General features: G+C 60.7%; 29 protein-coding genes. 11 read left to right on the top strand and 18 right to left on the bottom strand.

Annotation, left to right across the window (positions count from 1 at the left end):
• The first annotated feature begins 149 nt into the window (after positions 1-149).
• From AAEZ05_RS07835 to AAEZ05_RS07855, 5 genes are all read left to right on the top strand, one after another.
• Complete coding sequence (locus AAEZ05_RS07835) at positions 150-830, top strand: response regulator (protein ID WP_045058126.1); 681 nt, start codon at positions 150-152, stop codon at positions 828-830.
• A complete protein-coding gene (locus tag AAEZ05_RS07840; protein WP_045058127.1) occupies positions 827-2,152 on the top strand; it encodes an ATP-binding protein in 1,326 nt (441 codons plus the stop codon). Before AAEZ05_RS07835 ends, AAEZ05_RS07840 begins: the two co-directional genes overlap by 4 nt.
• Positions 2,153-2,259: 107 nt before the next feature.
• Positions 2,260-2,781 carry a GNAT family N-acetyltransferase gene (locus AAEZ05_RS07845; RefSeq protein ID WP_350646889.1) on the top strand — a complete coding sequence of 174 codons (522 nt, stop codon included), beginning with the start codon at positions 2,260-2,262 and terminating at the stop codon, positions 2,779-2,781.
• Between the two features lie 41 nt (positions 2,782-2,822).
• Positions 2,823-4,235 (top strand): aspartate aminotransferase family protein, encoded by a 1,413-nt coding sequence (locus AAEZ05_RS07850; protein WP_350646890.1) that lies wholly within the window; start codon positions 2,823-2,825, stop codon positions 4,233-4,235.
• 80 nt (positions 4,236-4,315) lie between these two features.
• Positions 4,316-4,543 carry an MbtH family protein gene (locus AAEZ05_RS07855; RefSeq protein WP_045058130.1) on the top strand — a complete coding sequence of 76 codons (228 nt, stop codon included), beginning with the start codon at positions 4,316-4,318 and terminating at the stop codon, positions 4,541-4,543.
• 101 nt (positions 4,544-4,644) lie between these two features.
• On the opposite strand, the gene AAEZ05_RS07860 is transcribed toward AAEZ05_RS07855, so the two are convergent.
• The 10 genes from AAEZ05_RS07860 to soxR all read right to left on the bottom strand — a co-directional run bounded on the left by AAEZ05_RS07860 (position 4,645) and on the right by soxR (position 12,013).
• Complete coding sequence (locus tag AAEZ05_RS07860) at positions 4,645-5,565, bottom strand: metal ABC transporter substrate-binding protein (protein ID WP_350646891.1); 921 nt, start codon at positions 5,563-5,565, stop codon at positions 4,645-4,647.
• Positions 5,565-6,464, bottom strand: a complete 900-nt coding sequence (locus AAEZ05_RS07865; RefSeq protein ID WP_045058132.1) for a metal ABC transporter permease — start codon at positions 6,462-6,464, stop codon at positions 5,565-5,567. The genes AAEZ05_RS07860 and AAEZ05_RS07865 overlap by 1 nt, the downstream gene beginning before the upstream one ends.
• The gene (locus AAEZ05_RS07870) at positions 6,464-7,207 is read right to left on the bottom strand and encodes a metal ABC transporter ATP-binding protein (RefSeq protein WP_045058133.1); all 744 of its coding nucleotides are present in this window, start codon (positions 7,205-7,207) and stop codon (positions 6,464-6,466) included. The genes AAEZ05_RS07865 and AAEZ05_RS07870 overlap by 1 nt, the downstream gene beginning before the upstream one ends.
• The gene (locus AAEZ05_RS07875) at positions 7,204-8,127 is read right to left on the bottom strand and encodes a metal ABC transporter substrate-binding protein (protein WP_045058134.1); all 924 of its coding nucleotides are present in this window, start codon (positions 8,125-8,127) and stop codon (positions 7,204-7,206) included. The genes AAEZ05_RS07870 and AAEZ05_RS07875 overlap by 4 nt, the downstream gene beginning before the upstream one ends.
• Before the next feature lie 34 nt (positions 8,128-8,161).
• Positions 8,162-8,734: a DUF6162 family protein gene (locus tag AAEZ05_RS07880; RefSeq protein WP_350601170.1), complete on the bottom strand. Its 573-nt coding sequence runs from the start codon at positions 8,732-8,734 to the stop codon at positions 8,162-8,164.
• The gene (locus tag AAEZ05_RS07885; RefSeq protein ID WP_350601169.1) at positions 8,731-9,054 is read right to left on the bottom strand and encodes a hypothetical protein; all 324 of its coding nucleotides are present in this window, start codon (positions 9,052-9,054) and stop codon (positions 8,731-8,733) included. The genes AAEZ05_RS07880 and AAEZ05_RS07885 overlap by 4 nt, the downstream gene beginning before the upstream one ends.
• Positions 9,051-9,593 (bottom strand): PA2404 family protein, encoded by a 543-nt coding sequence (locus AAEZ05_RS07890; RefSeq protein ID WP_045058137.1) that lies wholly within the window; start codon positions 9,591-9,593, stop codon positions 9,051-9,053. The genes AAEZ05_RS07885 and AAEZ05_RS07890 overlap by 4 nt, the downstream gene beginning before the upstream one ends.
• Entirely contained in the window at positions 9,590-10,783 is a 1,194-nt protein-coding gene (locus AAEZ05_RS07895) for a PepSY-associated TM helix domain-containing protein (RefSeq protein WP_350601167.1), read from the bottom strand. The genes AAEZ05_RS07890 and AAEZ05_RS07895 overlap by 4 nt, the downstream gene beginning before the upstream one ends.
• 215 nt (positions 10,784-10,998) lie before the next feature.
• Positions 10,999-11,457: a VOC family protein gene (locus AAEZ05_RS07900; protein WP_045058139.1), complete on the bottom strand. Its 459-nt coding sequence runs from the start codon at positions 11,455-11,457 to the stop codon at positions 10,999-11,001.
• Between the two features lie 100 nt (positions 11,458-11,557).
• Positions 11,558-12,013 (bottom strand): redox-sensitive transcriptional activator SoxR, encoded by a 456-nt coding sequence (gene soxR, locus AAEZ05_RS07905; RefSeq protein WP_045058140.1) that lies wholly within the window; start codon positions 12,011-12,013, stop codon positions 11,558-11,560.
• Positions 12,014-12,107: 94 nt separating this feature from the next.
• Between soxR and AAEZ05_RS07910 the strand changes: the two genes are divergently transcribed.
• Positions 12,108-12,473: an antibiotic biosynthesis monooxygenase gene (locus AAEZ05_RS07910; protein ID WP_045058141.1), complete on the top strand. Its 366-nt coding sequence runs from the start codon at positions 12,108-12,110 to the stop codon at positions 12,471-12,473.
• On the opposite strand, the gene AAEZ05_RS07915 is transcribed toward AAEZ05_RS07910, so the two are convergent.
• From AAEZ05_RS07915 to msuE, 4 genes are all read right to left on the bottom strand, one after another.
• Complete coding sequence (locus AAEZ05_RS07915) at positions 12,470-13,573, bottom strand: sigma-54 interaction domain-containing protein (RefSeq protein WP_045058142.1); 1,104 nt, start codon at positions 13,571-13,573, stop codon at positions 12,470-12,472. The genes AAEZ05_RS07910 and AAEZ05_RS07915 overlap by 4 nt on opposite strands.
• A gap of 24 nt (positions 13,574-13,597) precedes the next feature.
• Positions 13,598-14,785, bottom strand: coding sequence for an acyl-CoA dehydrogenase family protein (locus AAEZ05_RS07920; RefSeq protein ID WP_045058143.1), 1,188 nt, complete (start codon positions 14,783-14,785; stop codon positions 13,598-13,600).
• Between the two features lie 73 nt (positions 14,786-14,858).
• Complete coding sequence (ssuD, locus tag AAEZ05_RS07925) at positions 14,859-16,004, bottom strand: FMNH2-dependent alkanesulfonate monooxygenase (RefSeq protein ID WP_122841312.1); 1,146 nt, start codon at positions 16,002-16,004, stop codon at positions 14,859-14,861.
• A 10-nt stretch (positions 16,005-16,014) separates the two neighbouring features.
• Complete coding sequence (msuE, locus tag AAEZ05_RS07930) at positions 16,015-16,578, bottom strand: FMN reductase (protein ID WP_205892169.1); 564 nt, start codon at positions 16,576-16,578, stop codon at positions 16,015-16,017.
• Positions 16,579-16,990: 412 nt separating this feature from the next.
• Here msuE and AAEZ05_RS07935 point away from each other — a divergent pair, with 412 nt between their 5' ends.
• The 4 genes from AAEZ05_RS07935 to AAEZ05_RS07950 all read left to right on the top strand — a co-directional run bounded on the left by AAEZ05_RS07935 (position 16,991) and on the right by AAEZ05_RS07950 (position 21,209).
• Positions 16,991-17,260: a hypothetical protein gene (locus tag AAEZ05_RS07935; RefSeq protein ID WP_205892170.1), complete on the top strand. Its 270-nt coding sequence runs from the start codon at positions 16,991-16,993 to the stop codon at positions 17,258-17,260.
• Positions 17,261-17,358: 98 nt separating this feature from the next.
• Positions 17,359-17,973: a LysE family translocator gene (locus tag AAEZ05_RS07940; protein ID WP_205892171.1), complete on the top strand. Its 615-nt coding sequence runs from the start codon at positions 17,359-17,361 to the stop codon at positions 17,971-17,973.
• Positions 17,974-18,177: 204 nt separating this feature from the next.
• Entirely contained in the window at positions 18,178-19,335 is a 1,158-nt protein-coding gene (locus AAEZ05_RS07945; RefSeq protein WP_350646892.1) for a cysteine desulfurase family protein, read from the top strand.
• A 65-nt stretch (positions 19,336-19,400) separates the two neighbouring features.
• Complete coding sequence (locus AAEZ05_RS07950; protein WP_350601162.1) at positions 19,401-21,209, top strand: aminopeptidase P family protein; 1,809 nt, start codon at positions 19,401-19,403, stop codon at positions 21,207-21,209.
• A 37-nt stretch (positions 21,210-21,246) separates the two neighbouring features.
• Here the strand turns inward: AAEZ05_RS07950 and AAEZ05_RS07955 are convergent, their stop codons facing one another.
• Entirely contained in the window at positions 21,247-21,837 is a 591-nt protein-coding gene (locus AAEZ05_RS07955) for a 2-hydroxychromene-2-carboxylate isomerase (RefSeq protein WP_045058150.1), read from the bottom strand.
• 34 nt (positions 21,838-21,871) lie between these two features.
• The gene (locus AAEZ05_RS07960) at positions 21,872-22,600 is read right to left on the bottom strand and encodes an SDR family oxidoreductase (RefSeq protein ID WP_045058151.1); all 729 of its coding nucleotides are present in this window, start codon (positions 22,598-22,600) and stop codon (positions 21,872-21,874) included.
• Between the two features lie 90 nt (positions 22,601-22,690).
• On the opposite strand from AAEZ05_RS07960, the gene AAEZ05_RS07965 reads away from it, so the two are divergent.
• Entirely contained in the window at positions 22,691-23,251 is a 561-nt protein-coding gene (locus AAEZ05_RS07965) for a TetR/AcrR family transcriptional regulator (RefSeq protein WP_045058152.1), read from the top strand.
• Positions 23,252-23,258: 7 nt separating this feature from the next.
• Here the strand turns inward: AAEZ05_RS07965 and AAEZ05_RS07970 are convergent, their stop codons facing one another.
• Both AAEZ05_RS07970 and rhtA read right to left on the bottom strand, forming a co-directional pair.
• The gene (locus AAEZ05_RS07970; RefSeq protein WP_045058153.1) at positions 23,259-23,540 is read right to left on the bottom strand and encodes a hypothetical protein; all 282 of its coding nucleotides are present in this window, start codon (positions 23,538-23,540) and stop codon (positions 23,259-23,261) included.
• A 179-nt stretch (positions 23,541-23,719) separates the two neighbouring features.
• Positions 23,720-24,607 (bottom strand): threonine/homoserine exporter RhtA, encoded by an 888-nt coding sequence (rhtA, locus tag AAEZ05_RS07975; RefSeq protein ID WP_350646893.1) that lies wholly within the window; start codon positions 24,605-24,607, stop codon positions 23,720-23,722.
• Positions 24,608-24,826 lie beyond the last annotated feature (219 nt).

The raw sequence follows: 24,826 nt of genomic DNA on the forward strand, positions 1-24,826 counted from the left end.
GTAAGCCTTATCCCTGTGCAAGTGGGGGCAGGATGAGAGACGGCGATTAACCGATGATTAACCGCCACGGCCTTGTCGCAACGGCGCTTGCGGCATAATGTCGGCTTAATCGGCTACAGGCCTAATTGGTTTCTTTTCAGGTACTCACTATGCACGTACTGGTTTGCGAAGACGATGAGCTGATCGCCAGCGGCATAGTCGCCGGCCTCACCGCCCAGGGCCTGACCGTGGAGCACGTGGCTACCGCATCGGCTGCCCGGGCGATGCTCAAGGTTGCCGAGTTCGACGTCATGGTGCTCGACCTTGGCCTGCCCGATGAGGACGGCCTGAAGCTGTTGCAGCAGTTGCGTCACAGTGGCCTGGAGATTCCGGTGCTGATCCTCACCGCCCGGGATTCGGTCACGGACCGGGTCGATGGGCTGCAAGCGGGCGCCGACGATTACCTGCTCAAACCGTTCGACCTGCGTGAGCTGGCCGCGCGCCTGCACACCTTGTTGCGGCGAGTGGCGGGGCGCAGCGTCAACCTGATCGAGCATGGCGCGCTGACCTACGATCCGAGTAGCCGCGAAACCACCCTGGGCGGCCAGCCGGTCGACTTGTCACGGCGTGAGCAATCGCTGTTGCAGGCGCTGTTGCACAACCGTGGCCGGGTCCTGTCCACAGAACAGCTCAAAGACAGTGTCTATGGGTTCAACGATGAGCTGGAAAGCAACGCCCTGAACGTGCACATCCATCACCTGCGGCGCAAACTCGGTAACGGCATCGTCGAGACCGTACGCGGCCTGGGTTATCGGCTGGGGCCGGCAGGCAGTGGAGATCGTTCGAAGTGATGAGCCTGCGCCTGCGCCTGAGCCTGACCCTGGGCGCCGCGTTCGCGCTGATCTGGGCGCTGGCGGCCGCCTGGATGCTCAGCGACCTGCGCAACCAGATGATGTTTTCCCTCGACCAGCGCCTGGTGGCGTCGGCGCGCATGGTCGCCGGGCTGATGGAGCAACTGCCGGCGCTTCCGAGCAAGGGCGAGGGCACCCATTTCAGTGCCGAGCAACTGAACATCCCGGGCGGCATGGCCTGCCAGGTCAGTTCACTGCGCGGCGAGATCCTGGCTCGCAGTCACACCGATCCGCAACAGACCCTGGAAGCCGAGCAACTGGGTTTTCATGACCAGATGATCGATGGCGCGCCCTGGCGCAGTTTTACCCTGGTCCGGGGAGATCTGCGCATCACCACCGCCGACCGGCAGATCGAGCGCGAAGCCTTGAACATGTCGATCCTGCTGGCGGCATCGGTGCCGGTCGGCGTGGCGTTGCTCGGTTGCCTGTGCCTGCTGTGGTTGGGGATCGGCCAGGGCCTGGCGCCGCTCAATCGCATGCGTGATGCCCTGATGCGGCGTAGCGCCGACTCCCTGGAACCTTTGCAGATCCAGCCGCTGCCCAGCGAATTGCAGCCGTTGCTCGACACCCAGAATCAGTTGCTGCAACGGATCGGCAAGACCATCGAGCGCGAGCGGCGCCTGACTGGCGACGCGGCCCACGAATTGCGTAGCCCGCTCACGGCGATCAAGACCCACCTGCAGGTCGCGCGCATGACCGAGGGCGCCGCTCGGGACCAGTCCCTCGCCCGGGCGGAGGAGGGGGCTGACCGTCTGCACCGCACCCTCGAACAATTGCTGTTGCTGGCGCGGGTCGAAGGCAGTCTGTCGTTCGATGACGGTGTGCAATGCAATGCCGAGCAGGTGGCCAGGCTGGCGATCCAGGACGCCGGCAGTGGCGATCGCCAGCGCATCCGCTTCAAGGCGCCCGCAAGGCTTTCAGCGGCGCCGGTGCAAATGCCGGCGGTGCTGTCGATTGCCGCACTGCGTAACCTGCTGGACAACGCACTGCGCCATACCCCTGGTGATGGTCCGGTGGACTTGAGCGTGGAAACCGTCGAAAACCGCGTGCAGTTCGTGGTTCGCGATCATGGCCCTGGTATCGCCGAGGATGATTTGCAACATCTTACCCAGCGCTTCTGGCGCAATGGCCAAAGCACCGGCTGTGGCCTGGGGTTGGCGATTGTCCAGGCAATTGTCCAGCGCTGCGGTTGCACGCTGAAGTTCGACAGCAAGCCGGATGGCTTGCGGGTTGAACTGACGATGCCGTTGCAGCCGGTCTGAGAAGGCGTGGTTACACATCAAAAGTAACGTCTATCCGATAGGCATCCCGCCCCCTTAGCGCTATCGTCCTCGCCGGCTTTGACTCAATGGATTGAGGTACTGGCGCCATGGAAACATCCCTGCATGTCTGCAAGGCAACCCCCGCCGATGCCGGCATCATCTGCCGGATAGTCGAACGTTCGATCCGCGTTGGCTGCGCCATTGATCACCGCAACGATCCACACACCGTTGCCACCTGGACCCACAGCAAAACCGTCAGGCATGTCATGGCCTGGCTGACTGACCCGCGGTTTTACCTCAACATCGCCTTGCTACAGGACAAGCCAGTGGGGGCCGCCATGGCTGCGATCAGCGGCAAGTTGGCGTTTTGCTACGTGCAACCGGAATGGTTTCGGCGCGGCGCGGGCCAGGCGCTGGTGGCTGACCTGGAAAGCTGGTTGATCAGTCATGGCCTGTGCCACGTGCAACTCAACAGTACGCTCACTGGCGAGGGGTTCTACCGGCATCTGGGATACCAGCCCTGCGCCCCGACCTTCAAGGTTGCCGGTCTGCAGGCCATTCCCATGCGCAAAGGGCTGTTGTTGCCTGCTGCAAAAACTGACCAAGGGTCTAAATCCTCAGCCGCCTGAAGCGTTTCCACAACAGGAAAACCTTTTTGAGGGGTCGAGAGATGTCAGTCGCTACCAGCCTTGTGCAAGATCAGTCGGCGCGGGTCGCTCCGGCGCCGGCCGAAACGCTTTATCAGTTCAACGAGTCGCCGTTGCTGGCGCGACAGACCCGGCAGGAGTCTAACGCCCGCAGCTATCCACGGCGCATCCCCCTGGCGCTCAAGCGGGCCAAGGGTATCTATGTCGAGGACGTTGAAGGCCGCCGTTTCATCGACTGCCTCGCCGGCGCAGGCACGCTGGCGTTGGGGCACAACCACGCAGTAGTGATTGAGGCGATCCGGCAGGTGCTGGCCGATGAATTGCCGTTGCACACCCTTGACCTGACGACTCCGGTCAAAGATCAATTCGTCCAGGACCTGTTCGCCCTGCTGCCACAGGGGTTGGCTGGCGAAGCGAAAATCCAGTTCTGCGGACCCACCGGCACCGACGCCGTGGAGGCGGCGTTGAAGCTGGTGCGCACCGCCACCGGTCGCAGCACTGTGTTGTCATTTCAAGGCGGCTACCACGGCATGAGTCAGGGCGCGCTCAGCCTGATGGGCAGCCTGGCGCCGAAAAAACCCATGGCGGCCTTACTCGGCAGCGGAGTGCAATTCATGCCCTATCCCTACGACTACCGTTGCCCATTCGGGCTCGGCGGCGCACAAGGGGTCAAGGTCAACCTGAGCTACCTGGAAAATCTGCTGAGTGACCCGGAAGCCGGCGTGCAGTTGCCTGCGGCGGTGATAGTCGAAGCGGTGCAGGGCGAGGGCGGGGTTATTCCGGCTGACCTCGACTGGTTGCGTGGCTTGCGCCGTATTACCGAAAAGGCCGGGGTGGCGCTGATAGTCGACGAAATCCAGAGCGGGTTTGGACGCACCGGCAAGATGTTTGCCTTTGAACACGCCGGGATCATTCCGGACGTGGTGGTGATGTCCAAGGCCATTGGCGGCAGCCTGCCGTTGGCGGTGGTGGTCTATCGGGACTGGCTCGATACCTGGCTTCCGGGAGCCCATGCCGGGACCTTCCGCGGTAACCAGATGGCGATGGCCGCCGGTTCCGCCGTGATGCGCTACCTGACCGAGCACAGGGTCTGCGAGCATGCGACCGCCATGGGAGAGCGCCTGGGCGAACACCTGCGCATCCTGCAGCGGGAATTTCCGCAGTTGGGTGACATACGCGGTCGAGGTCTGATGCTCGGCGTAGAGCTGGTTGACCCTTCCGGTGTGCCGGATGCCCAAGGTCACCCGCCGATCTTCGCCCGCCTGGCTCCGCTGGTGCAGCGTGAGTGCCTCAAGCGAGGTTTGATCCTCGAGCTGGGCGGGCGGCATGGCGGCGTGGTGCGCTTCCTGCCACCGCTGGTGATTACCTGCGGCGAAATCGATCAGGTGGCCGAAATCTTTGGTCGGGCCATGGCCGCTGCCACCGCCAGTCTCTAAATTTTTCCGCGTCCCGAACGTACCTTCTACAGACCGGATGCACGTGCGTGCAGCCCACCCTACATCGATGGAGAAACGCCATGACATCTGTATTCGACCGCGAGGACATCCTATTTCAAGTCGTGGTCAACCACGAAGAGCAGTATTCGATCTGGCCCGACTACAAGGCCGTGCCGCAAGGCTGGCGCACCGTGGGCAAGAGCGGCCTGAAAAAGGAGTGCCTGGCCTACATCGAGGAAACCTGGACGGATATGCGCCCACTGAGCCTGCGCAAGAAGATGGAAGAGCAGGCGGCTGCGGTGCACTGAGCCTGCCTTTCAAAAAAAGCCCGCTGGACTGGTGACAGTCAGCGGGCTTTTTGGTGCCTGTGCTGCAGAAAAGATCGCAGCCTCGTTGCACTCGACAGCGCCTACAGGGGGGAGGGTGCGGCTGGGTCACTCAACCCCTTGATCACCGAATCCACATTCCCTTCCAGCTCAGCCACCGGATCCACCCCATCGATATTCAGTACCACCAGGCGACTCCCCGCCGCGGTAATCACCGCTTTGAGTGCATCCGACGGCTGGCGGTGATGTAACACCACGGCCACATCATTATCCTTGAGCGTCGCCCCCAGTTGCTTGAGTGCCTCCGGGGTCCATTCGGCATCCGGGCGGGCGTCGAGGCCGATCAGTTCCAGGTTGAGACCACCAATCAGGTAACCGAAATGATCGCTGAGGCTCATTACGCTGAGGTTGTCGGCGCGGGCCAGGCGCGCTTCGCTGTCGGCACTGAACTTCAGCAGGCGCTGTTTGAGCGTCGCCAGGTTGCCCTCGATGACCGGCTTGGCTGCGGGTGCCAGGCGCACCAGATCTGCCGCCATCACATCCGCCATGCGTCCCATGTTGTTGCTGGACAACCATGGCTGGCTGTTGAGGCCGTCGACCTTGTTGTCCGGCTGTACGGCGATGCCGGGCAGGGCGCCGTCCACCGGGCGGGCAGCATCGACTTCGACTACCCGGATGTTGCTGCGTCGGGACATGGGATAGAGCGGGTCGTCGGCCCACAACGAACGCAGGCCGATCACTGCATCGGCATCGGTCGCCAGCTTGGCCAGGGCCGGTGCACCTCGGCCGGTGAAGTAGGCGGTCTGCCGGCTGCCGGGCAGTTTCGCCGGCGCGGCACGTTCGAGCTGGACGTTGGTGCCCTTGAGCAGGACTTCGCCCAAGCCATAGGTGATCGGCAGCGAGGCCAGGACGCGTAGGGGTTTTGTGCTGTCGGCCGCGAAGGCCGTGTGGGCCAAGGTGCACAAGGCGACCGCCAGGGTTAGTTGACGCAACTTAAAAGACATTATCCGATATTCCCTTTCAGGCCAGGAACGACGCCACGGGCAACGGCCGCCAGGGCGAAGGCGATGCCGGCCACCAGAATGATCGCGGCACCGGATGGAATTGGCAGATCAAAAACGATCGGGGCGAGAATGCCGCACAGGGTACTGATCGTGGCGATCAGCACCGAGCACCAGAAAAAGCCCTTGAGCGACTGGCTGAGCAATCGTGCAGCCGCCGCCGGAATGACCAGCAGGGCCCCGACCAGAATGGCGCCGATCACTTTCACTGCGGCGACGGTGATCAGGGTTACCAGAATCACGAACAGGTAATCGAGGGTCTTCACCGCCACCCCGCGCACCGCCGCCAGCTGCGGATTGAAGCTGGCGAGCATGATGCGGTTGTACAGCGGCAAGGCCAGTGCCATGACCAGTGAACCCACGATGGCCAACACCAGCAGGTCATTCCCGTTGACCGTCAGGACCGAACCGAACAGCACGTTTTCAAGGATGTGCACGTTGATCTTCCCGGCGAGAATCAATAGCAGGCTGGCACCCAGGGCTAACGAAACGGAGAGGAACACGCCGATCAGCGTATCCGGTGACAGCCCGGTGCGGTTGCGCAAATAGTTGAGCAGGATGCCGAACAGCAGGCAGTAGCCGAACAGGCTGCCATAAGGCCCGGTGTAAGGTTCCCCCAGCAGAATGCCGACGGCCACGCCGGTCAGTGCCGCGTGGCCGACTGCTTCGGAGAAAAACGCAAAGCGCTTGACCACCACCAGGGTGCCCAGGCCACCCAGCACCGGTCCGATCAGCAGGCCGGCCAACAACGCATTGACCACGAAACCGTACGCCAGCGCTTCAGGCAGGTAACCCGAAGACGCCCAGCCCTGAATCATCAGGCGAAAGGCTTCATAACTCATCAGGCGGCGCTCCGTGGATGGGTGGAAAACAGCGTCAGCAGGCGTTCCGGTGTCAGTGCCTGCTTGGGCGTTGCATCGAACAGCACCCGGCGGTTGAGCCCGGTGACCCGGTCCGCCAGACGACCTACCGCTTCCAGGTCATGTTCGATCCACAGCACCGTGATGCCGCTTTGGCGCCAGTCCCCGAGAAGTCGCTCGAAAACCTGGATGCCGGCTTCATCGAGAGCCGACATGGGTTCATCGAGTACCAGCAACTGCGGCGCCGGTATCAGCCCCTGGGCCAGTAATACTCGCTGACGTTCGCCACCGGACAAAGCGCCCATGCGTCGTTTGCGTTTGTCCTGCATGCCGACCCGTTCCAGGGCATCACCGATGGCTGCCGCGTAATGCTTGCTCACCCCCAGAAATGCCGGTCGACGCTGGCACATCGCGGCCATGAAGTCGTCGACGGTCATCGGCAGTCCGCGATCAAACTCCAGCGCTTGCGGCACGTAGCCGATCGTCCCCGGGGTGCCTGGCCATTGCAGGCTCAGGCGGCCCTGGTGGGGCATTTGCCCGAGCAGGGTCTTGATCAGCGAGCTCTTGCCGCCACCGTTGGGTCCGACCAGTGCATGGATGCTGCCGGGCTGTACCTGGAAGGTCACCTGGTCAAGGATCGTGGTGCGGCCGAGGGTCAGGCCGACGTCGGCGAAATCCAGGGTCGGGCCGGTGCTTTGGACAATCAGGGTCTCCTGGACAGTCATGCGCCCGACTCCTGAATAGCCCGGACCACGGTGTTGAGGTTGCCGGTCATTTCCTTCTCATACTTGTCAGCCGTGTATTCGCCATAGGAAATGTGCGACAGCGGGTACAGTTTCACCCCGGATTCACGCTGGATGGTGTCGACATAGCTCGAAGGGAAGTCCATCTCGGAGAAAATCACTTTCACGTCCAGCTCTCGCAACTGGTCGATGGTCTTTTTCAACTGGCTCGGGCTGGGCTCGATACCGTGGGCAGGCTCGACCACGGCCGTCACTTCCAGGCCGAACTCGCGCAGCAGGTAGTCGTAGGCGGCATGCACGGTGGCTACGCGCAGCTCTGCATTGGGCGCTTCGGTGAGTTTCGCCAGGGCGTCGGCGCGCATCTGCCGCAGCCGTTTGCCGTAGGCTCGGGCGTTCCGGGTGTAGGTCTTGGCGTTCGCCGGATCAAGTTTTCCCAGCTCCCGGGCAATGTTGTTGACCTGGGCAATCGAGGCGCTGACCGACAGGAAGGTATGCGGGTTGACGACCTTGCCGGCCCCACGGGCAGCCACGCCGGTAGCGGCCAGCAGCGGCACGTTTTGGTTGGCTTCGATCACCGCCACGTTGGGCGTTTCGCTGGCGGCGATCATGCGGTCGGCGAAATCGTCATGCCCAACCCCGTTGAGCACAACCACGTCCAGTCCGCTGATGCGCCTGATGTCTTCTGCGCGTGGCTCGTAGGCATGCGGGTTGAAACCGGCGGGAATCAAAGGCACCACTTCGGCCTTGTCGCCGACGATATTTGCCACGTAGCTGTAGTACGGATGCAGGGTGATACCGATGCGCAGGCGCTTGGCCTCCTCAGCACTGGCCAGGGGGACCAGCAGGCAGGCAAGCAGGCCAGCCAGCAGGGCGGGCATGAAACGTTGAGATGAAATAGGCATGGGAAAGCGGTTTCTCTCGGGTAAAGGCGAGGGGTCAGTGCCGCTGCTGGCGAGTGACGCCGGCATCGAATTGCGCGACGATCTGCTGCCAGCCGGCGCTTTCGAGCGCGGAGTCGGCAAGATCGGCTGGCGCCTTGAGGGCTTTGCCGCGATGCAGCCAGATGTCCGGCTCATCGTCACCCGCGGTGAGGCGCATCAGGAAAGAGCCGGCCACGTCGGGAGACTGGCTCTGGCCGAAATAAGCCTGGTCCTGCAGCAACTCCCAGGCATGGCTGCCACGACTGACCGAGCTGGCGTCCTGGGCAAATGGCGCGAAGCCTTCGTCAGCCAGCAGCGCCGGCGTTGGCAATGCCTGCTGCTCCTGGCGCAACAAGTGGATCTCGTCGAGCGTGACCCGCAGGTCGGCGTAGATGCCCTGTTCGGAAGCGCTCAGGTCGCGGCGCGCATCCAGTTGATGACTGGCTACGGTGCTGACCTCCTGGGCCTCATGGCGCCAGGCCACGACCGAGGCGGCCACGGCCAGGATCATCAGGCACAAGAGCAATACGTACAGCGTTTCGTGGCCGGCTCCGGCCGGGCGGACTATCTGGTTTGTGGGAGTGCTCATGGGGTCTGGATGTCCGCCTGGTCTATTTCCACCACATGGCCCGGGCCCGCATCGAACAGCACATAGAACTCGGCGGCGGGTTTCTTGAAAGTCATCTTCGAGTCGGCGCCGAGCTTGCCGGGCACCAGAATGGTTTCGTCGTAGCCGATCACATCCAGGGTCACACCCGGGGCACCGCTGCCATCGGAAAAGCCCCCGGTACATTCGATCTGTTCGGCGTCGACGGCCTTGCATTCGCACATCGGGTTATGGGCCAGGGCGCTGGTGCTGAATCCGGCGCAGAGCACCAGCACCAGGTTAAGCAGATGACGCAAAGTCATGGTTTGCCTCCTTGTTTGTTCAGCCACTCGATGGTGGCGGGGGATGCCTGGCTCAGGGGCATGGAAGCTTGGTGCATGGCACCGTCCCAGCCCTCCATGGTGATCCACAGTTCGGCATCGGCCTTGGTCTTTTCCGGGATTGGCAACATGGCGCCCATGCGGTAAGGCGTGCCAAAGAAAATCACCCCGGCGGCGCGCAGGCTGCGGGGCTTGCCGATGCGCAGGTAGGTGGCCTTGACCTGGTCGCGGCAGCTGTCGCATAGCGCGGCGTTGAAGCTCTTCATGTAGCCGGCGGGCCCATCCAGTCGCGGCGCTTCGTTGCGCAGTTCAGCCAGGCGCAGGCTCCAGGGGCCGACCTGCACTTCTCCGGCTTCGCGTTCACCCAAACCGGTATCACCCCGGAACAGCGCGGCATCGGCGAAGTACTTGGGCATGAAACCCAGCGGTACCAGCAACAGCAGGACATTGATGTGGAAGCGCCACTTGTGCCAGAAACGGCTCAGTTTCGAAGAAGGTTTATCCGCAACGAGCAGGCTCATTGGCTCACCTCCGTGGTTTCGTGGCGAGGGGCAGTTGGCACTCGGGCACGTTTGTTTTCCCGCTTCAGGGCGTTGGCCGTGGCCAGGACGGTGCGTTTGGTCCAGATCAGCAGGCCACTGAGGACCATCATGCTCAGCAGCAAGCCGAAGAAGAACCAGATCAGCTTGATCCACAGGCCGCCAAAGTCGCCGGTGTGCAGGGGACGCATGGATTCGGTTACCAGCTCCAGCCCGGAGCGATCCGAGAGCAGGCGAGTGGAGGCGATTTCACCGGTGTAGGGATTGATATCGGCGGTCTGGAACATCAGCGGGTACCAGCTGCGTCCGCCTACCGTCAGGTAGCTGTAGGCATTGGCGGGCATGCTGACAAAGCTGTCCTCCAGCCCGGGAATACGCTCCTTGGCCTCGGTAATCGCATTCTGCAGGCTGATCATCGGCGCAGGCGAACCATCGGTACTCACCGGCACGCTCTCTCGAGGCACTACCAGGGCCACCGGGGCAGTGGAAATCGTCACCTGGTTATCGAACATGAATGCCTCGATCAGGAACCAGGTGCTGGTCACGGAAATTACCGCGATAAACCAGATCGACCAGATGCCGCTGAGACGGTGAAAGTCGCCCCAGAAGATTCGTGCACCGTGACGAATGCGCAGGGTCGGCTTGAGGAAGCCTTTCCAGAATTTCTTGTACACCACCAGCCCGGTGACCAGGGACGCCAGCATCGGCAGACTCAGGAACGACACCAGGTACCAGCCCCAGCTGTAACCGTTGGTGAACGGCACCAGCCACCAGCCATGCAGTGCGCGGGTGAAGGCCTGGAAATTGAATTGCGGTGCCGTGCCCTGTATCACCCCGGTATAAGGGTTGACGTAGACCGTCACCGAACGCCCGTCCGGGTAGCTGACCTCGACGTCGAGGGCAAAGTGCGACTCATCGGGACGGCTGATGCTTTCGACCAGGGTGTTCGGCTCGGCCTTTTTGATCGCGGCGACGATCTGGTCGTAGTTGAGCATCGGGGCATCATCGGAAGGCTGGCTGGCGCGCATTTGCGGATTGGCCAGCCAGACGATCTCCTGGCTGACCACGGCAAGTGTGCCGGTCACGCAGACGATCAGTACAAAAAACCAGATCGGCAGCGCCAGCCAGCTGTGCACCAGAAACCAGATTTTGGAACGGGATTTCTTCGACATGATGTAAGTCTTATAGCGATGAGAGGACCTTGGCTGCAGGCTTCCCAGCGTTGGGTCGATGAAAAGTCGCTCGTGGCTTTTGCCTACGCGAGCAGACTGCATCTATATAAGACGAATGAGAATCAAGAATCCCGAATCCGCATATGCAAGAAAATGTTTCGAGCGTCGTTAATCCGCCTGCAGCGTCGAGGTAACGGTGGAGGCGGAGCGGGAAGTCAGCCCTGCTGGAACATTTCCTGCGCGCGCTGCTCGATTTGCTCCTGGGTCAGATCTTCCTTGCGCGTGGCCAGAAACCACATGTGTCCGTAGGGGTCTTTGAGCGTGCCGGACCGATCACCATAGAACTGATCCTTGACCTCGGACACGACAATGCCACCAGCAGCAATCGCCTGTTTATACGAGGCATCCACATCATTGACGTACAGATGCAATCCCACGCAAGGGGACTCATCAGGATTGCTCAATGGCCCTTGATCACAGGGGGTGCCCAACATGATCGGGCAATCGCCTATGCGCAATTCGGCGTGACCGATTCCACCATCGGGCATCGCCAGGCGCATCACTTCGACGGCACCGAAGGCTTTTTTGTAGAACTCGATGGCTTCGGCAGCTTTTTGAATACCCAGATACGGCGTAATGCTGTGATAGCCCTCTGGAATGGGTTTGACGCTCATGGCGGTCCTCCCAGGTTTTATGCAATGAGAATGCCCCACAAATATAGTAGGAGCTGCCGAAGGCTGCGATCTTTTGACCTGCTTTACCCTTCGCCAGCACTCAGTCCTCCTCCAGCAAATGCGCCCCAGGCCCACGGTCCCCCAAAACATCACCAAAATTGCGCAACGGACAGGCCTCCATCGACAGGCATCCGCAACCAATACATCCATTCAACCGGTCGCGCAGCAACGTCAGCTGGTTGATCCGCTCATCCAGATCCCGGCTCCACTGCGCCGACAACACCCTCCAGTCGGCGGCGGTCGGTGCGCGGTTATCGGGCAGCGATTGCAGCGCCTTACCAATCTCTGCCAACGGAATGCCCAGGCGTTGTGCCACCTTGATCAACGCCACCCGGCGCAACACTTCCCGCGGATAGCGGCGCTGGTTGCCCTGGTTGCGATTGCTCTTGATCAGGCCCTTGGTTTCATAGAAATGCAGCGCGGTGACTGCCACGCCGCTGCGGGCGGCAACCTGGCCGACCGTGAGCTCCCGCTGCAGGGGTTCCGGGGTCATCATTTGAAAAATCCCTCTTGACCTTGACTTAACTAGAGGTTTTACCCTGCAAGCCTTCGGATCGCAATGTCCGGCATACACAGACGGGGACTTTTTCATGCAGGCGCCAGAGAAAAATCGCAGCTTTACCCAACTGATCGAGTTCGAGATCGAACCTCATCAGCAACCGGCACTGGTGTCGGCGCTATCGATGCAAACCGAACGCCTGGCTCAGGACCACGCGGGTTTCCTCAGTGCCAGTATCCAGGCCAGCGACGATGGCCGGCGGGTGCTCAACTATCTGCAATGGCAGACGCGCGAAGCAGGGGAAGCGGCGTTCCAGCAGTTTGAAAGTGGCGAGCAGGATTTCTGGCAATTGATTCGTGCCCATCAGGCGAAGACCGTAACCTTCGGCTCGTTCCAGGTGTTGCACAGCCTGGAACGTAGCCATGACAACGCGCTGCACTGCCATCTGGTGGGCTAGATAGACAGCTGCATCAAGCGCTCACCCTGGAGGTTTTCCGCAGGCCGGCGTTTGTTCACCGCCAGTTCACCGATCTTGATCAGTCGGGTGCGCGTCACATTGCGGCTCAGCCCCAGCAGTGCGGCGGTGTGCACCTGGTTGTAATGACTGAAGCGATAGGCTGCGCGCAGCAATGCATCCTCGACCTTTTCATGCAGCGCTCCGGCCTGTTCCTCGAAGAGTTTTTCAAATGCCCGCTCGAGCAGGGCTTCCGGGGAGTCGTGGAAGCTGCCGCCCTGGTCGTCCTGACGTTCGATGCGCATGTTCGACAGGCGCAGGTCATCGCGTTCGATGACGCCGTTGCGGCAGATCAGCAAGGTGTGGTGAATGACGTTTTCCAGTTCACGAATATTGCCTGGCCAACTGTAGCTGCGCAGTTTCAGTTCAGCCTCTTTGCTGATCGTGATAGTGCCGTAGCCCAGGCGCTGGCTGTAGGCATCAACGAAGTGCCGGGTCAGCGGCAGGATGTCGCCGGGTCGATCGCGCAGCGGGCTCAGTTCCAGGCTGACCACGTCGAGGCGGTAATACAGGTCCTCGCGAAAGTGCCCCGCGTTGATGGCTTTCTCCAACTGCACGTTGGTGGCGGCGAGCACCCGTACATCGATCGGAATGCTCTTGCGCGAGCCCAGGCGCACGACTTCGCGCTCCTGCAACACTCGCAGTAACTTGACCTGGATCGCCATCGGCAGGTCGCCGATTTCATCGAGGAACAAGGTGCCGCCATTCGCCTCTTCGAACCAGCCGGCCTTGGCACTGAGAGCGCCGGTAAAAGCACCTTTCTCATGCCCGAACAGCTCCGCCTCGACCAGGGATTCGGAGAAGGCGCCGCAGTTCACGGCGACGAAAGGGCGATTGCGCCGCGCGCTGAGGTTATGAATGTGTCGCGCTACCAGCTCCTTGCCGGTGCCGGTTTCGCCGATGATCAGCACGCTGGCCTCACTCGGCGCCACCTGCTGCAAATGCGCAAGCAGGGCTTGGGATTTCGGGTCTTCGAACACCTGGGCGGTGGCTCGGATTGACGTGGCCAACGCGGGCGAGGGCGGTAAGGTCAGCAGTTGCATGGGGTTCGCTCCATGAATGGCAGGCTAGGAATAGAAAGTCGGAATCGGCAGGCACTGGTTCAGCGCCCAGTCACCCAGCTCATGGAGTTTGTAATCCACCGGATCGTGCAGGGTTTGCGTGCGCAGGTTGCGCCAGTGACGGTCCAGCCTGAGCGAGGCGTGGGTTGAGCGCGCGCCGGTCACCTCGAAGAGGTGCGTGCACAGGTCCAGGCCGCTGCGGGTAGCGGCAACCTTCGCGGTAGCGATGGCAATCGCCAAGTGCCCGCGTTCTTCGGCGCTGAGTTTCGGGCCCTTTGCCCAGGCCTTGTCGAGCAGGTCGGCGGCGCGCTCCACGAGCAATCGAACGCCTTCGAGCGCCACCCAGAATTCGCCGTAATGACCCAGCACATAAGGGTCCTGGCTGACCTCCCGGGTGTTGGATTTATGCCAGGGCCGGGCTTCGGTAAGGGTGTATGCCCGTGCCTCATCGAAGGCGCCTTCGGCGATACCGAGAAACATGTGGGTAAAGGTCAGTTGGGCGATCAGTGGGCGCAGGCACGCGAATGGCGTGCTCAACGGGCCTGGGTCGAGCAGCAGTTCCGATTCCTCCACCCGCACCCGTTCGAAGGTGGCACTGCCGCTGTCGGTCTGGCGCTGGCCCATGTTGTTCCAGTCGTTGTGCAGGGTGATGCCGCTGCGACTGCTGGGGATCGCCGCGATCAACAGCTTGCCACCGGCCGTTTCATCCACCGCCGAGGCAATCAGCATTTGCGAATCGCTGGCGCCGGAACAGAAGCTTTTCTTGCCGGAGAACTCGCGCCAGCCATCCAGCTTGCGTACTACGGTGCGGGTGTCCAGGGGGTTCAAGGCATTGCCCCAAAACCAGTTCTTGCGCGCGGTCTGCTCAAACCAGGGTTGCCATTGTTCGGGCCTGGCAAACAGGCGCACAGTGGCGAGCATCAGGTGATGGAAGCCGAAGACATGGGCGATCGAGCTGTCGACCTTGGCGAACTCGCGCACGATGGCCAGGATTTCACTCCAGCGCGCGCCCAGGCCCCCGTATTCGGTGGGGATGCTCAAGGCGAGCAGGCCGCTTTCACGCAAAGCATCACGTTCGGCTTTGGGCGTACCGCCGCGTTCATCGCGCTCGACAGCGGTGAGGGCAAACTGCGCGGCCAGTTGCCGGGCGGTCTGCAGCGGGGATATCAAGGCGCTTTGTGGCTTGGCAGTCACGGGGGTTCCTCAGGAAATTCGACGCACATCCACCGGTGGTAGCGAGCAGACTCACTCCCACTGGGAGCACCCTTTAAGCCGTGGCTTTGCCGGGTAGCACATCGTTGGCAATCATTTCGCCAAACGGTCCGGTAAGGTTGGTCACGCCACGCCCGGCCAGGCTGGCGTAGGGCTCAGGCAGCAGCGGGAACACCAGTTCGGCAAAGCGGTAGGCTTCTTCGAGGTGCGGGTAGCCGGAGAAAATGAAGCTCTCGATGCCCAGGTCTGCGTACTCCTTGATCCGCGCGGCAACCTGCTGCGGATCCCCCACCAGTGCAGTACCGGCACCGCCACGTACCAGGCCGACACCGGCCCACAAGTTGGGTGAAATCTCCAAGTTGTCGCGACGCCCGTCATGCAATGCGGCCATGCGTCGCTGGCCTTCCGAATCAAAGCGCGAGAAGGATTTCTGGGCCGCCTGGATGGTTTCGTCGCTTATGTGTTCGATCAATTTGTCGGCGGCTTTCCAGGCCTCCTCAGCCGTCTCGCGCACGATGACATGCAAGCGAATTCCGAACTTGACCGTGCGCCCTTGGCGCGCAGCGCGCTCACGCACATCGGCGAGTTTTTGCGCCACGGCGGCGGGCGGTTCGCCCCAGGTCAGGTAGACGTCGACCTGTTCGGCCGCGAGATCGTGGGCAGCCTGCGAAGAACCACCGAAGTACAGCGGTGGGTAGGGTTTCTGCACCGGTGGATACAGCGCCTTGGCGTTCTGCACCCGCAAGTGTTTGCCTTCGAAATCAACCGATTCACCTTGCAGAACTCGGCGCCAGATTTTCAGGAACTCGTCGGTCACCTCATAGCGTTCGCTGTGATCAAGGAAACTGCCGTCGCCGCGGTTTTCATCCGGGTCGCCACCGGTGACCACGTTGATCAGCAGGCGCCCTCCGGACAGGCGATCCAGGGTGGCAGCCATGCGTGCCGATACGGTCGGCGAGATGATGCCCGGCCGGATGGCGACCAGGTAACGCAGACGTTCGGTCAGCGGCACCAGTGCCGAGGCAATCACCCACGAATCTTCGCAGGAGCGCCCGGTGGGAATCAGCACGCCGTGGTAGCCAAGGCTGTCAGCGGCCTGGGCCACTTGCTTCAGATAGTTGAGGGTCACCGGGCGAGCGCCCTGGGTGGTGCCCAGGTAGTGGCCGTCGCCGTGGGTGGGCAGGAACCAGAAAACATCCATGAAGAGATCCTTAAGCGATTTTCAGCAGATTTTTGGGGTGCGCGCCGAACAGCGGTGCGGCGCGTTCTGCAGCAAGACGAATGCGGGCCTTCAAGGGCTCACTGGTTATTTGGTAGTTTGAGAAATCGGCTTCGGTGGCGTAGACGCCAATCGGCAACGTCAGGGCCTGGAAGAAACTGAACAGCGGGCGCAGTTGATGATCGAGTACCAGGGCGTGCCGTTCGCTGCCGCCGGTGGCAGCCAGCAGCACCGGCGTATCGATCAGCGCATTGAGGTCAATCAGGTCGAACAGGTGCTTGAGCAGGCCGGGATAGGAGCCGCGAAACACCGGTGCGGCAACGATCAACAGCTCGGCGTTCTCGATCGCCTGCAACTCGGCTTCGACCTGCGGCCCCAGTTCCTGGCGGGACAGCGCCGCACCCAAGGGCCGGGCAATGTCGCCCAGCTCGATCACTTTGCTTTCGATCACCAAGTGTTCGGACAGCTCGGCCAACAGCGATTGAGTCAGTACCAGGGTACGGGATGGACGCCAGGTACCACCGGAGACGGCAACGACTTTCAATGGGCGCGACATGATCAGTTCCTTTTAAACAGTTGCTCGGGGAGCAGTGAGTAGTCACTGAGTTGAGCAAGAGCTATACCAACCCCTGAAGGCCTTGTTTCATGGGGGCTGCGCCCCGCCTGGCGCTTGCCACTGTCGCTTGCGGGTGCTGATTGTTGATTCGCTGTTGCCCGGCCAACAGTTGCAGGAGCAACAGTGATGCCGACGCGATGGAGTTGTTATAAAGGTTTGCTCTTATTCCTCAAAAGAACATTAAAAGATATTTATAGATCTATATAGAATAATAGAGATTTGCCTCCTAGGTGCTTGCGGTAGGGAGGCTGAAAGCTTGATACCCACTATCGAGAGCGTTGATTTCTGCCCGGCGAGGGGCGCGAGTAGCCTGTGTTCATTGCCCCGAACCCAGATGCCAGGACGCCACGCCATGAAATCTCCCATCGCCGTTTTGCTACTGCTCGCTGTCTCCGTACTCGCTGGATGTGCAAGCCACGTTTCCCCGGAGTTACGCCCTTACACTCCGCAAGAAAGCCGCCAATTGGCCCTGGAAGATCTGAATCGTCGCAGCCTGTCATTTGACGAGTACCACGCGAAAAAAGCCGAATTGCTCGGCAAGCCGCAGAAAGCCTTCAGCTTCGACAAACAGGGCGAAATGAACGCCGAACGTACTGTCCAACTGCACGGTCGCCCAAGCTGAACGACTGTACCGCTCGAAGTTTTACCTAACTGTCCATGGGCTTCAGGCAACCCTTGCGATAGGGTCGATACCTGACCGACCCTGACGGACTGCAACCGATGACGCTCTCTCTCGATCTGCTGATGGGCTTTGCGCTGTTTGCGCTGGTCACCTCGATTACTCCTGGCCCGAACAACACCATGTTGCTGGCATCTGGCGTGAACTTCGGCTTTAACCGCACCATCCCGCATATGCTGGGCATCACCTGCGGCTTCTTCGTATTGGTGGTGGCGGTGGGTTTCGGCCTGGGCGCGGTGTTTCAAACCTATCCGTTGCTTTACACCGTGTTGCGTTATGCAGGCGCCGCCTATCTGTTGTATCTGGCGTGGAAGATCGCCCATTCCGGACCGGTGTCAGACAGCGAGGACGGCAAGGGCAAGCCGATCAGCTACCTGGGTGCGGCGGCGTTTCAGTGGGTGAACCCCAAGGCCTGGATCATGGCCATTGGCGCCATCAGTACCTACACACCGATGCAGGGCTACTTCACCAATGTGATCGTGATTGCCGCCGTCTTTGCCGTGATCAATCTGCCCAGCGTCGGCGTCTGGGCGGCCTGCGGCACGCTGCTGCGCAATGTGTTGAAGGATCACCGCTGGTTGCGCGTGTTCAACTGGGGCATGGCCGCACTGCTGGTGATATCGCTTTATCCGCTGCTGCGGGAGAGCATCGGCTGATGCATTGCTTCAACCGGTTGGCCGATGCCTGTTAAGCTCGACTTCAGGAGCGTTCCTACGCACTTTTAAATGAAGTTGTTCTTCTTTAACGGCCTCTGATCGGGTATTTCTAACGTTCTGGGATGTCGGCGCAGCTCACGAGGCTGCGCTTTGCCGTTCCAGCAACGAGATTCCTGATCCCGGAACCTGCTCTGCGAGTCTTATATGAATAAACGCCCGTTGTATTTCGACTACGCCGCCACCACTCCGGTGGATGAGCGGGTCATTAAGGTCATGGTCGAGTGCCTGGGTTTCACCGGAAACTTCGGTAACCCCGCGTCCAGCTCCCATGCGTTCGGGCAACAAGCCCGGCAAACCGTAGAACATGCCCGCAGGCAGGTCGCCAATCTGGTGGGTGCCGAGGCCGATCAGATCGTCTGGACTTCCGGCGCCACCGAATCGAATAACCTCGCGCTCAAGGGCGTGGCCCAGGCGCGAGGCGTCGCTGGCGGCCATGTCATTACCAGTCAGATCGAGCACAAGGCGATACTCGACACGGCCAGGCAATTGCAGGATGCCGGGGTCGCGGTCACTTACCTGGTGCCTGATGCCGATGGCCTGATTACCGCGCAGGCGGTCAGCGAAGCCATGCGTGAGGACACCTTCCTGGTCTCGCTGATGCTGGTCAATAACGAACTGGGTACGGTCAACGATATCGCTGCCATCGGCGACATCGTGCGTGCGCGTCATGCTTTGTTCCACGTCGACGCGGCGCAGGGCGCCGGCAAGGTCGTCATCGACCTGGCGCAATTGCCGGTGGACTTGATGTCGTTTTCCGCCCACAAAATCTACGGCCCTAAAGGTATCGGTGCGTTGTACGTGGGTCCCCGTGCGCAACAACGCCTGCACGCGCAGATTCACGGTGGCGGGCACGAGGGCGGCTTGCGCTCGGGTACGTTGGCTACCCATCAGATTGCGGCCATGGGTGTGGCATTCGAGTTGGCGGCGCAGCTGTTCGAGGATGAAAAAGTCATCGTTGCCGGTCTGCGCGAACGCCTGCTCGAACAACTTTCAAGCATTCCCGGCGTTCGTCTCAACGGTAGCCCGTCGCAACGCATTCCCCACACCCTGAGCCTGACGTTTGCCGAGGGTGAATTCAATTCCGCGGCGTTGAGCCATTCGATCGCGTTTTCCGCGACGTCGGCCTGCAATTCCGCGAGTAACGCCCCCTCTCACGTGCTGCTCGCCCTGGGGCATGACACCCACTCGGCAAGTCGCACCATCCGCTTGAGTCTTGGACGGTTCACCACCGCGCAGGACATTGACCAGGCGGCAGACCTGATAAAAGCGGCCTGCACCAATGCTCCGGCATTCTGGCAATAGGTCTTAAAGCGCCCATGCACCTCAGCGCTTCAACAATAATGAATACGTGATTAGCAGGAGACATGATGAGTACGCAGCCTTCGATCAATGGGTCAGTGCCCCAGCGCCTGGCGCAAACCCGCGAGCTGATGAGCCGGGAGGGCATTCATGCGCTGCTGGTGCCGTCAGCAGACCCGCATTTGTCGGAATACCTGCCGGGTTACTGGCAAGGGCGTCAGTGGCTGTCGGGCTTTCATGGTTCCGTCGGCACGCTGATCGTCACACCGGACTTCGCTGGAGTCTGGGCCGACAGCCGTTATTGGGAGCAGGCGACCAAGGAGCTTGAGGGCAGTGGCATTGAACTGGTCAAGCTGCAACCGGGCCAGCCTGGGCCGCTGGACTGGCTTGCTGAGCAAACCCCCGAAGGTGGTGTGGTGGCAGTTGACGGTGCGGTGATGGCAGTGGCCTCGGCGCGCACCCTGGGTGGTAAGCTCGAGGAGCGCGGTGCTCGCTTGCGCACGGACATCGACTTGTTGAGCGAAGTCTGGAGCGATCGCCCGACCTTGCCCAACGAGCCGATCTATCAGCACCTGCCACCCCAGGCGACGGTCAGCCGCACCGAAAAACTCGGCAAGCTGCGCGAGGTAATGAAGGCGCGTGGAGCTGACTGGCATTTCATCGCCACTCTCGATGACATTGCCTGGTTGTTCAACCTGCGTGGCGGCGACGTGTCTTTCAATCCGGTGTTTGTTTCCTTCGCCTTGATCGGGCAGGACCAGGCTACCTTGTTCGTGGCCATGAGCAAGGTCAGCGCCGAGTTGCGCGCCACCCTTGAACAGGACGGCGTGACGCTGCGTGATTACAGCGAAGTGGCTGACGCTTTGCGCGCGTTACCGGCCGGCGCGAGCCTGCAAATCGATCCGGCACGGGTCACCGCCGGGCTGCTGGGCAATTTGGATAGCGGCGTGAAACTGGTCGAGGGCCTGAACCCGACCACCCTGGCCAAATCGCAGAAAAGCCTGGCGGACGCCGAGCATATCCGCCTGGCCATGGAGCAGGACGGTGCGGCGCTGTGCGAGTTCTTCGCCTGGCTGGAGTCGGCATGGGGTCGTGAGCGCATCACCGAACTGACCATCGACGAACACCTGACGGCAGCACGCATGCGTCGTCCGGGTTATGTGTCGCTGAGTTTCAACACCATCGCCGCCTTCAACGCCAACGGCGCGATGCCGCACTACCACGCCACCGAAGAAGCGCACGCGGTGATAGAGGGCGATGGCCTGTTGTTGATCGACTCCGGTGGCCAGTACCTGGGCGGCACCACCGATATTACGCGGATGGTTCCAGTCGGTACCCCTACCGAGGAGCAGAAGCGTGATTGCACACGAGTGCTCAAGGGCGTCATCGCCTTGTCCCGGGCGCAGTTTCCCAAAGGTATTCTTTCACCGCTGCTGGACGCCATTGCACGCGCGCCGATCTGGGCCGAAAGCGTCGATTATGGCCACGGTACGGGTCACGGCGTAGGGTATTTCCTGAACGTGCATGAAGGTCCGCAGGTGATTGCCTACCAAGCCGCTGCCGCACCGCAAACCGCCATGCAGCCGGGCATGATTACCTCCATCGAACCGGGTACCTACCGTCCTGGCCGCTGGGGTGTTCGAATCGAAAACCTGGTACTGAATCGCGAAGCGGGCAAGAGCGAGTTTGGTGAATTCCTCAAATTTGAAACGCTTACGCTGTGCCCGATCGATACCCGCTGCCTGGTGCCAGCGCTGCTGACGGAGGACGAAAAACAGTGGTTCAACGCTTATCACGCCCAAGTGCGTGAGCGCCTCGCTCCGCTGCTCGATGGCGCTGCGCTTGAGTGGTTGAACACACGGACAGCTGCCATCTGATTATCGCAATATCAGGCGCCGATGGCGGCGCCTGTATTCAGCTCAGGGCTTCAACCACGAAGTCCAGTCGGTCCTGGCCGAAGAACAGCTGATCACCCACGAACATGCTCGGTGCACCAAACACCCCTCGTTGTACCGCTCGCTCAGTGTTGTCCTTGAGCGCCGTCTTCACTTGCTCGTCTGCGGTCAGTGCCAGCGTTTCAGCTGGATCAAATCCGTGTTCCGTCAGCACTGCGGCAACCGTTTGCGGATCATCCATGTTGCGACCCTCAACCCACAGCGCCCGGAACAGGCAGTCGATGAATACCTCGAACCGCTCGGGATGGCGTAGCTGCATGCCGGTCACCGCGCGCATCAACATCAGGGTATTGATGGGAAAGTGCGGGTTGAACTTGAGTGGCACGCCGTAGCGTTTCGCATATCGAGCCAGGTCCTGGAACATGTACCGGCCCTTGGCGGCAATGGTTACCGGCGAAGCGTTGCCCGTCGCTTTGAATACACCCCCCAGCAGCATCGGAACGTAGATCAGCTGGCTGTCGGTCTGCTGGCATATCCGCGGCAGTTGCGTAGAGGCAAGGTAGGTGGCCGGGCTGCCGAGGTCGAAAAAGAACTCCACGGTTTTAGTCATGATCGAAGTGCTCTGCTTAATTGTAGGGAAGGGTTTACCAGCGTTCGTTCCAGGGACGTAGATCGAGCTCGAAGGTCCAGGCATCACGGGGCTGACTGTGCAGGTACCAGTAATTGTCGGCAATGTGCTCGGGGTTAAGGATGCCGTCCTGGTCTTTGGTGGCGTATTTCTCGGGGAAGTTTTCGCGGATGAAATCGGTATCGATTGCGCCGTCGACCACCACGTGGGCCACGTGAATATTCATCGGCCCCAGTTCCCGGGCCATGCTCTGGGCCAAGGCGCGGATCCCGTGTTTGGCCCCGGCAAAAGCTGCAAAGCCTGCTGCACCGCGCAGCCCGGCGGTCGCGCCGGTGAACAGAATCGTTCCGCGCTGCCGTTGGGCCATGCGCTTGGCCACTTCGCGCCCGTTGAGAAAACCTGAGAAACAGGCCATCTCCCAAATCTTGAAGTATTTGCGCGCGGTCTCTTCAAGGATGCTGCAAGGAACGTTGGCGCCGATATTGAAAACGAAGGCTTCGATGGGGCCGATCTGGCTTTCGATCTGCTCGATCAGCGCCACGACCTCCTCTTCCTTGCGCGCATCGCAGGAAAAACCATGGGCCTGTGCACCGGAAGCCTTGATGGCATCGACCAGGGGCTGGAGTTTATCGGCGCTGCGTCGGGTGACACAGGCGATGAAGCCTTCCTGCGCAAAGCGTTTGGCAATCGCGCCACCTGTAGCATCACCGGCGCCAACAACGAGTACGACCTTCTTGTTATTCATGGCAAACCCTTTAGTAAACGATCGTTAACTAAACGAACGTTATGCTACGATCCGACTAGCGTCAAGGTGATTACTTCTGAGGGCAAGGCGATGCGTTATTCGGCCAACCACAAGCTGGAAACCAGAGAAAGGCTCTTGCAGAGCAGCGCCGTATCGGCGAAGCAGTCCGGGTTCTCTACCGTGGGGGTGGATGGCCTGATGAAGGCGATCGGTTTGAGCGGAGGGGCTTTTTATAGCCACTTCTCGTCCAAGGATGAACTGTTCGCTGCGATTGTGGAGCGCGAGCTGGGGCAAAGCCTGTGCCGGCTGGAAGGGGATCAGGACTTGCAGAAGCTGGATCGCTGTCTGCGGCAATACCTCAGCATGGCGCACGTCGAGAGTGCGCAGAACGGTTGCGCTTTGCCCGCCCTGGGCGCCGAGATTGCCCGTTCGGACGATGCGGTCCGTCAGCTGGCGCAAGACTGGATCTGTCGGCTTCAACAAAACTGGGCGCTGACACTGGGCAGCGAAAGCCTCGCCTGGGCCATCCTGTCGCAGTGCGTTGGCGCACTGGTAGTGGCGCGGATGTTGGCGACACCGGACGTCCAGCGCACGGTGCTGAAGTCCAGCTACGACGAAATCCGCAAGCAAATAGCAGAGCCGCGAACCTGACGTGCGCTTACTTGCAAATGACGATCATGCTGCGGCTGGTGTAGCCGGCTGGATTGAGGCCGAACGGGTAATCGCCTGGCTCTTCTACTGAGTCCCCCGACTTGGCAATGACCTTGTAACCTTTGGGTGCACACGAGTCGACAGCCTTGGTGTAGCACTTGTCCCAAGAGGACGACAGACCGGAACAGTTGATGTGCAGCCCTTTCTTGCCGTGCTTGACCTGGGTTTTGGAGGTTGCCGCACAACCCGCAATTGCGAGTACCGCGATCAGTATCAAAATTCGTTTCATTACTATCCCTATAGCGTCCCCGGGTCTGATGCCCGGGTCTGACTGCATTCGCTTTCGTTTGAAGCGTTTTGATATCCAGATCTTGAACATTCCTGCCTGGCACCGGGTCGTCGGGCCGGGCAGGGCGTTAAACATGGCCTAATTGGTCGTCAAATACCAGACCCTCGTAAAATCCTTCATCAGTCTACCGCGACCGCGGGCTTTGCATTGCTGCCCATGGTCAGGGTCGCTCCGACGGATGCCAGGATAATGCACATGATGGCCATCCACTGTGACAACGAAAGGTATTCCTGCAGAAACAGTAAGCCAGACAGTGCGCCGAAAGCGGGTTCGATACTCATCAGCGTACCGAAGGTGCGGGCAGGCATGCGCGTGAGGGCGACCATTTCCAGCGTATAAGGCAGGGCAGTGGACAGGATGGCAACGCCGATGGCCACGGGAATCAGCGAGGGGGTAAGCAAGGCCGCACCTGCATGCACGATCCCTATGGGTGCGACGAACAGCGCTGCGATCATTACGCCCAAGGCGGCTGTCTGGACGCCGTTGTCTGCGCCGGCTTTCTGCCCGAACAGAATGTACAGCGCCCAGCACACGCCGGCACCGAGTGCATAACCGGCACCGACGAGATCGATCCCGGTACTGGCGCCGCCGGTAGGAATCAGCAGGAGCAGGCCTACCGCAGCTAAAGCAATCCACAGGAAGTCGATGGCTCGGCGCGAGGCATAGATCGCTACGGCCAAGGGGCCGGTGAACTCCAGGGCGACCGCGATCCCCAGGGGAACCGTTTGCAGAGACATATAGAAGAGGAAGTTCATGCCGCCCAGCGCCATGCCGTAGATGATTACAGTGCGCAGGGATTTGGCGGTGAGCTTGGCGCGCCAGGGCCGCAGTATCAGCAGCATGATTACGCTGGCGAAGATCAGGCGCAGGGTCGTGGTTCCTTGAGCGCCTATTAATGGGAACATGCTTTTGGCCAGTGATGCGCCAGACTGGATCGATGCCATGGCTATTAATAGCAGGCCAACCGAGAACAGGGTCGAGGAGAGAGTGCGGGGCTGGTTGTTCATTTCGCGGCATCGTCCAAGGCAGGAAGCGAGAGTAATTCCATATCTGGGCAATATACTGCGCATTCGGTGGTGATACGTCTATCTCTATGCAGCAAATTCGATCCTCTGATAGAAAAGCGTAATCAGTGCTTGACGGCAGATTTCAGGTGTCTATAATTCGCCCCACTTCCGGCGCAGTCGAAACGGAAAACTCCTTGGTAAACAATGAGTTACGCAGTT

The organism is Pseudomonas sp. HY13-MNA-CIBAN-0226 (assembly GCF_040310305.1).
Taxonomy (GTDB): domain Bacteria; phylum Pseudomonadota; class Gammaproteobacteria; order Pseudomonadales; family Pseudomonadaceae; genus Aquipseudomonas; species Aquipseudomonas gregormendelii.